Below are 5,304 nucleotides of genomic sequence, written 5' to 3'. Positions count from 1 at the left end.
TAACAAGAGACTATGGCGTCAATAGTTAGTTTTTGGCGCTATTGCTATCCCACATAACACCGTCCCTTAGCATTGAATTTAGTATCACCACCATCTTCCTCATGCAGGCAACGATTGCCACTTTTTTCGGTTTGCCTGCCGCAACTAATCGTTCATATGTAGCCTTAAATACGGGGTTACATTGGATGGCAGACATCATTGCCATGTATAAAACGGTACGAACTTGAGCGCGTCCCCCTTGTATCATCCGTTTGCCTTTGAGGCGCCCACTTTCTCTTGTTATTGGAGCGACACCGATAAGAGAAGATGCTTGCTTATTGGTGATGAAACCGAGTTCCGGAACATTGCTGATGATAGACGCGGATGCAATTTTTCCAATTCCTGGCATGCTCTGTAGTATTTCATTCTTAGCTTGATATTCAGGGCAGGTATCGATGAGTTTTGATATCTTTACTTCTATTTTGACGATTTGATTTTTAAGGGCGGTCAAGATTGGTTTTATGGAAGAAGCTAAACTCTGAGGTAAGATTTGTTGTCGATTTCTTTCCATCGTCTGCATGGAAAGCAGTTGATTTCGCCTTGTGACTAAGTCACTCATTAATCGAATATTTTCACTCTTTAACTTGGTTAGTTTAGGTTGAATGGCTTCGCCAAAATGAGCAATGAGAGCGGCATCTAGACGGTCATTCTTAGCTCTTTGTCCAATGGCTCCTGCGAACCTTTTTACATGCAATGGGTTGGCAATGACATAGGGTAACTTCGCTTTATCACAGGCAAATATGAAGGGCATCTCAAGCCGACCTGTGGCTTCGATGACAACGCGGTTAGGTCGATGTTTGGCAATAGTTCGTACCGCTTCTTTGATACCTTTTTCGTTGTTTGGAACGGTAAAGTAAATATCGAGAGGGCGAATATAAATATCTAATTGTGACTTGCCAGTATCAACGCCGACATTAATGTTTTGAAGTGTGTTTGTATTCATAATAAGCTAACTCTTGCTTGCAAATGCGGGCTCGAGACCCAGAAGACTATTCGAGTGTGGTGCTTGGAGTTCTATCAGGTGTTCGTACTTGTTACCGGTCTCTCGCTAGAGGAGCCATCATTTAATCGAACTACTAGATAGAAGAACTTTAGTTGCAGCTAAAGTCTGGGTCTCACCTTACCCGATTTGAGTGCTTATTATCCATACAAAGCATTTAAGAGTGATTCGCAACGCTTGGCAGTTTCGCTTCGCTCAAGTATAGCCAAGCGCCGCTCACACCTTAATGCGGCGTTATGTTTACTTGTATTTCAATGGCTTAAAAGTTCTTCGATCTCTGTTCTTTGCCCCTTTGGCAGTTTGTCCGAGTTGCTTCAGCAAATCCGCATTGTCGGTCTAAGTTCTTGAATCACTCAGGCCGTAAAACATGCCAATATTCGTGGGTTGCTTCATTGTCAGGTCGTGGCGGTCGGTTTCAGGTTTAACTGGCTCAAAGTCGCTTTTAGGTTCTTAGTCAATTAGCATTTTAGCTTGGCAGTTGCCTCGGCAATTTGCCATTGTTTTGCGCTTTGGTTGGAAAGGAAGGGCACTTGTTATTTGTTAGTCGGGTTGCCTCATTGGGCAGGGAAGTGGAATTACTTGTTTTAGGTGGGTCGCCTTTGGTGATCAGGTGGTTCTAGCCTTGTGGCTTAGCTCAGAAAACCAGTCAGAAATCGCAGTTCTTTCTCAAGTAAATCAGTCGTTTGTGGTAAAACATAACAAACAATTCAACAGTGATTCGCAACGCTTGGCGCTCTCACTTCGGGTTGAGTTTAGTGTTTACGGCGCAGTAGTTAAGTTCAGTGTATGCGTTGCTCACACGTTAATTGGGCGTTATGTAAATGGAGTAAAAAATGGAAGTCGTTGAAGTAAAAGGGTTTGAAATCCAAGGTCTAATCCTAAGAACCCGCAATGAAATTGAAATGAACCCCGAGACGGCTAACATTCCAAAGCACGTTGAGTATGTCGACTCAAATCTAGTTATTGATTATCAGTCCGGAGCCAGAGCGTATAGTGTTTACTGTAATTACGAGTCAGACGTCAATGGCTACTTTGACGTATTAATGGGCTCGAATGAAGTATCCTCATCGAATATTGAGTTGTCATCAGTATCCGTAGTTTCGGGTTCTTACCTGAAGTTTGAATCTGAAGGCGAGTTTCCTACTGCTGTTATCGCTGCTTGGCGGTCAGTTTGGTCTTACTTTGGCTCTCCGAATTGTGCGCATGAAAGGGCATATACAACAGATTTTGAGCAGTACGGCAGTGCTACCAAAGTCAGTGTCTACATCGCGCTGAAATAATTTACATAACAAATTGTTCAAGAGGGATTCGCAACGCGTGGCATTTTTACTATGCGTTGGTATTAGTGTTTAAGGCGGTATGCGGTGGCATCGGTATTGCGTTGCTCACCCCTTAACAAGGCGTTATGTTTACGGAGACTAAGCATGATTTTACGTAAGTTAATGATAATGTTATTGGTTTTGCTCTCATCGACTGCTTTTGCTGTAGAGCAAAGCTCGGATGTCAGTGAACTGCGCAAGAATGTAGAGATTAAAAAGCAAGAATATGATCGAGCCCAAAAAGCGTACGAGGAAGCAAAAGCTAGTTTAGAAAGCGCTCTCAGATCCGCTGATAAAGATGAGGTTCCATGCACTTGCGTATTTAACAAAAATAGGGCCTGGAATCCTGAAAAAATCATCTGGAGAGATGTTTTTTGGGAGTGTGCTAACTATAGAGATGACGGAACTTGCTCCAAGGTAAGGAAAGTTGAAGGGGCCGTCGTAGAGTAAACATAACAAACAATTCAAGCAGACCCTCAACGCTCAGCGATTTTGGTTTGCGTCGAGTTTTGTGTTGTCGAGCAATGCGGAAGGTCAGCCAGTGCGTTTCGGGCTACTTAATTGGGCGTTAGGCAAAGAGCAGGAAAGTTCTTTGTTCTAATCTTCTTGCTCCCTTTGGCAGTTCGTTTCTCAAAGTCGGCAAATCAGCATTGTCGGCTTAAATTCTTGAACCTCTCCAACCGTAAAACATGCCAAATTTCGTGGGTTACCTCATTGGTTTTCAGTGTTGGTTGGTGTTGAGCTTCACTGGCTTCAAGTGTGGAAAGGGCAAGTTAGTCGAAGCTTTCGTTATTGCTGTCATTTCGCAGCTTTGAGTTTCTCAGGTTCAAAAGCTGCTTTGTCGCTGAAATGCTGTGTTTCGTGAACGTTGAAAGTGAGGCTGTAACATAGTGACTTTAGTAGTTCTTGAATCACAAAAAGTCAGTGGGTGATTGGTTGCTTATCGTGTTTAAGGTATTCTGTTTTTAAACCAAGTTAGTGAGTGCGTAGGAAAATTTGCCTAACAAACAATTCAAGCTGATTCGCAACGCTCGGCGCTTTCGGTTTCAATTGGTTTAGTGGTTAAGGTGAAGTGTTTAGGTCATGTGGCAGCGTTGCTCACAACTTAATTGGGCGTTAGGCAAAGGGCAGGAAAGTTCTTTGTTCTAATCTTCTTGCTTCCTTTGCCCATCGTTTTTCTCGGTCGGCAATTCCGTATTGTCGGCTCAAGTCCTTGAATCACTCCAACCGTAAAACATGCCAAAGTTCGTGGGTTGCCTCATTGGTTTTTAGCGTTGGTCGGTGGAGAGTTTCACTGGCTCAAATTGCGGAAAGGGCAAGTTAGTAGAAGCTGTCGTTATTGCTGTTATTTCGCAGCTTTGAGTTTCTCAGGTTCAAAAGCTACTTTGTTGCTGAAAGGGTGTATTTCGTGGTTGTTAAAATCTCGGTTGTAACATAGTGACTTTAGTGGTTCTTGAATCACAAAAGTCAGTGGGTGATTGGTTGCTTATCGTGTTTAAGGTATTCTGTTTCAAACCAAGTTAGTGAGCGCACGGGAAAATTTGCCTAACAAACAATTTAAGCAGATTCGCAACGCTCGGCGCTTTCGGTTTCAATTGGTTTAGTGATTATGGTGAAGTGTTTGAGTGTTTTGGCAGCGTTGCTCACAACTTAATTGGGCGTTATGTTTACTTGAAACTCAAAGGCTTAAAGTTCTTAGGCTCTAGTTCTTTGTCCCTTTGGCAATTCGTCCCTAGTAGACTCAGCAAATCCGCATTGTCGACTAAGTTCTTGAATCTCTCAGCCCGTAAAACATGCCAATGTTCGTGGGTTGCTTCATTGTCAGGTCGTGGCGGTTTGCTTCTTGTTTAACTGACTCAAAGTCGCTTTCAGGTTCTTAGTCAATTGGCATTTCAGCTTGGTAGTTGCCTCGGCAATTTGTCATTGTCTTGCGCTTTGGTTGGAAAAATAGGGCGTTTGTTGGTGCTTAGTCGGGTTGCCTCATTGGGCAGGGAAGTGGAATTACAGGTTTTAGGTTAATCGCCTTTGATGGTCAAGCTGGTTCGAGCCTTGTGGTTTAGCTCAGAAAACTAGTCAGAAATAGCAGTTCTTTCTCAAGTAAATCATGTGTTTGTGGTAAAACATAACAATCAATTTAAGAGGGATTCACAACGCTCGGCATTTTTGCTTCTACTTCAAGTTTAGTGTTTATGGCACAATGCATTAGGTTTGGGTGGAAGCGTTGTTCACCCCTTAATTGGGCGTTATGTTTACTTGTAATTCAAAGACTTAAAGGTCTTAGGCTCTAGTTCTTTGTCCCTCTGGAAATTCGTCCCTAGTAGACTCAGCAAATCCGCGTTGTCGACATAAGTTCTTGAATTTCTCAGCCCGTAAAACATGCCAATGTTCGTGGGTTGCTTCATTGTCAGGTCGTGGCGGTTGGCTTCTGGTTTAACTGGCTCAAAGTCGCTTCTAGGTTCTTAGCCAATTAGCATTTCGGCTTGGCGGTTGCCTCGGCAATTTGCCATTGTTTTGCGCTTTGGTTGGCAAGAAAGGGTGCTTGTTGTTACTTGGTCGGGTTTCCTCATTGGGCAGGGAAGTGGAATTACACGTTTTAGGTTGGTCGCCTTTGGCGGTCAAGTCAGTTCCTGTCTTGTGGCTTGGTGCAGAAAACTAGCCAGAAATAGCAGTTCTTTCTCAAGTAAATCATGTATTTGTGGTAAAACATAACAAACAATTCAACAGTGATTCGCAACGCTTGGCGCTCTCACTTCAGGTTGAATTTAGTGTTTACGGCACAGTGTTCAAGTTTAGTATCTGCGCTGCTCACACGTTAATTGGGCGTTATAACTCAGGAGGTCATATGAAATATTTATTTCACCCTAAAGATGAAGAAACCTTTAAGGATCAGGCTGTTGGTAATTTTGTCAGAACGTTAGTCTTCGATCCTGAGAATGAAAACGTACT

General features: G+C 43.1%; 3 protein-coding genes. 2 read left to right on the top strand and 1 reads right to left on the bottom strand.

What is annotated here, in order from left to right; all coding sequences use genetic code 11:
- Window positions 1-25: 25 nt before the first annotated feature.
- Complete coding sequence (locus ACU01J_RS21425) at window positions 26-982, bottom strand: IS110 family RNA-guided transposase (RefSeq protein WP_481087434.1); 957 nt, start codon at window positions 980-982, stop codon at window positions 26-28.
- Window positions 983-1,872: 890 nt separating this feature from the next.
- On the opposite strand from ACU01J_RS21425, the gene ACU01J_RS21420 reads away from it, so the two are divergent.
- Together ACU01J_RS21420 and ACU01J_RS21415 are read left to right on the top strand one after the other, a co-directional pair.
- Window positions 1,873-2,319, top strand: a complete 447-nt coding sequence (locus tag ACU01J_RS21420; protein WP_481087433.1) for a GyrI-like domain-containing protein — start codon at window positions 1,873-1,875, stop codon at window positions 2,317-2,319.
- 144 nt (window positions 2,320-2,463) lie between these two features.
- On the top strand, window positions 2,464-2,808 hold the full coding sequence (locus tag ACU01J_RS21415; RefSeq protein ID WP_481087432.1) for a hypothetical protein: 345 nt from the start codon (window positions 2,464-2,466) through the stop codon (window positions 2,806-2,808).
- The last annotated feature ends 2,496 nt before the right edge of the window (window positions 2,809-5,304 follow it).

The sequence above is a fragment of the Vibrio sp. 2433-A1 genome, assembly GCF_056726085.1.
The sequence above is the reverse complement of the archived record's forward strand: the minus strand, read 5'-3'. Positions and strand labels throughout refer to the sequence as shown.